Origin of the sequence: Peribacillus cavernae, assembly GCF_003989135.1 — a bacterium.
GTDB lineage: Bacteria > Bacillota > Bacilli > Bacillales > DSM-1321 > Peribacillus > Peribacillus cavernae.
Genome location: NZ_RYZZ01000035.1, coordinates 1 through 1,408, shown reverse-complemented (window position 1 = coordinate 1,408; position 1,408 = coordinate 1). Strand labels below are relative to the sequence as shown.

The following is a 1,408-nucleotide window of genomic DNA, read 5'->3' as shown; positions in this document are numbered from 1 at the left end:
CCGATTTCCGTTTCATGGAACTGATCATCTTCCATGACCCCCGCGGTTAACCAATTGGATATAAGAGTAAGCACTTTCCCGTCGGAAATCCTCTCTTTGACCTTCTCCATTAACTGATGATGTGGAATTTCATCGAAAAAGGATTGAATATCCAAATCTAGTACATATTCATATCCTGCCCGTTTTGCCTGACGAACTGTTTCCAAGGCTTGATGTGCTGAGTATCCTTTCCGAAAACCATAACTATGGGGATAGAAATCCTTTTCGAATATAGGCTCGATTATTCTGCGTACTGCCTGTTGGGCAACCCGGTCCCGGATGGTTGGAATCCCTAGCGGTCGCATCTTCCCGTTATCCTTTTCAATATAGGTTCTGAGAACCGGGTCGGGCTTATATCGGTTCTCTTTCAGTAGCCTTTGGATTTCTAGGAGGTTTTGATTGGCATGGAGGTCGAATATTTCGATGGTAATACCGTCCACCCCGCCACTACCCTTATTTTTCTTCACTTCCATCCATGCGTTTAAAAGGTTTTCAAATCGGTATACTTTATCAATTAGAGAGTAATATTTGCGTTTTTGTTTCAATGGTGTCACCACCTTTTCACCACTCACCAAGTTGGTCTTATGTTCGCTACAGAAAATGATTCCTTCCTCGTTCCACGAGAGAGAGACTGCGTTTTTAGGTAATCCAATCGCACCTGTCTCTTTACTGTGTACTCAGGTCGCCAGTGCCCTCATCCTCACGTGGGTCACACGGTTGGCGGGATTTCCCCACTCGGAACACCTCATTTCATTAAGGCGTTACATTTTCCACTCACGTTCATTCACAACTTTGACGAAGCATGTCCCTTCGCCTCTGCCAGTTCTCTTTTGAAGTAAAGGCAGGATGTATGACATGTTGCATACATTCATTCGAGTTTTCTCCTCCAGACTGTCGCCAGCTTTCATTGGCTCGAATTTATTCACTACTACGGATCAATCCGCCACCTGCAGTGCCATCGATTCGGCTTTCCCCTTCGGGTTATACCTCCTCTACCTTGCATACGTTTGTAGCAAGGAGCCTACAGAGCTTCCCCCGGTCATCTACACATTCTGTTCCATCCATCCTGACCCTAATCACGTCAATGAGCCCTGCAGGTCATTTCCCTTTTTTCTAGTTTTCCTACAGGATGTGCTTGGCACAGGTTTCCCCGTTTTCTAGGCGGGTCACCCAACATTGCCGCCACCTCTGGTTCACATTACATTCCGGGCTGGACTTTGCCTGCAGACCTTTCGGATTCCCCTTCACAGAGGACACCCTGTCAATCCTTCTCATCAGAGGGAGGATTTCTACTTCGGCTACGACACTTCAAAGGGTAAAGTTATCGGGTGGATTTGAACCACCTAGATTGTGTGACTGCGGGGCACAC

General features: G+C 46.7%; 1 protein-coding gene. It reads right to left on the bottom strand.

Features of this window, described 5'->3' with window-relative positions; genetic code table 11:
* A partial coding sequence (locus ELQ35_RS18515; RefSeq protein ID WP_246026133.1) for a reverse transcriptase domain-containing protein occupies positions 1 to 584 on the bottom strand: 584 nt, incomplete at its 3' end.
* Between the last annotated feature and the right edge of the window lie 824 nt (positions 585 to 1,408).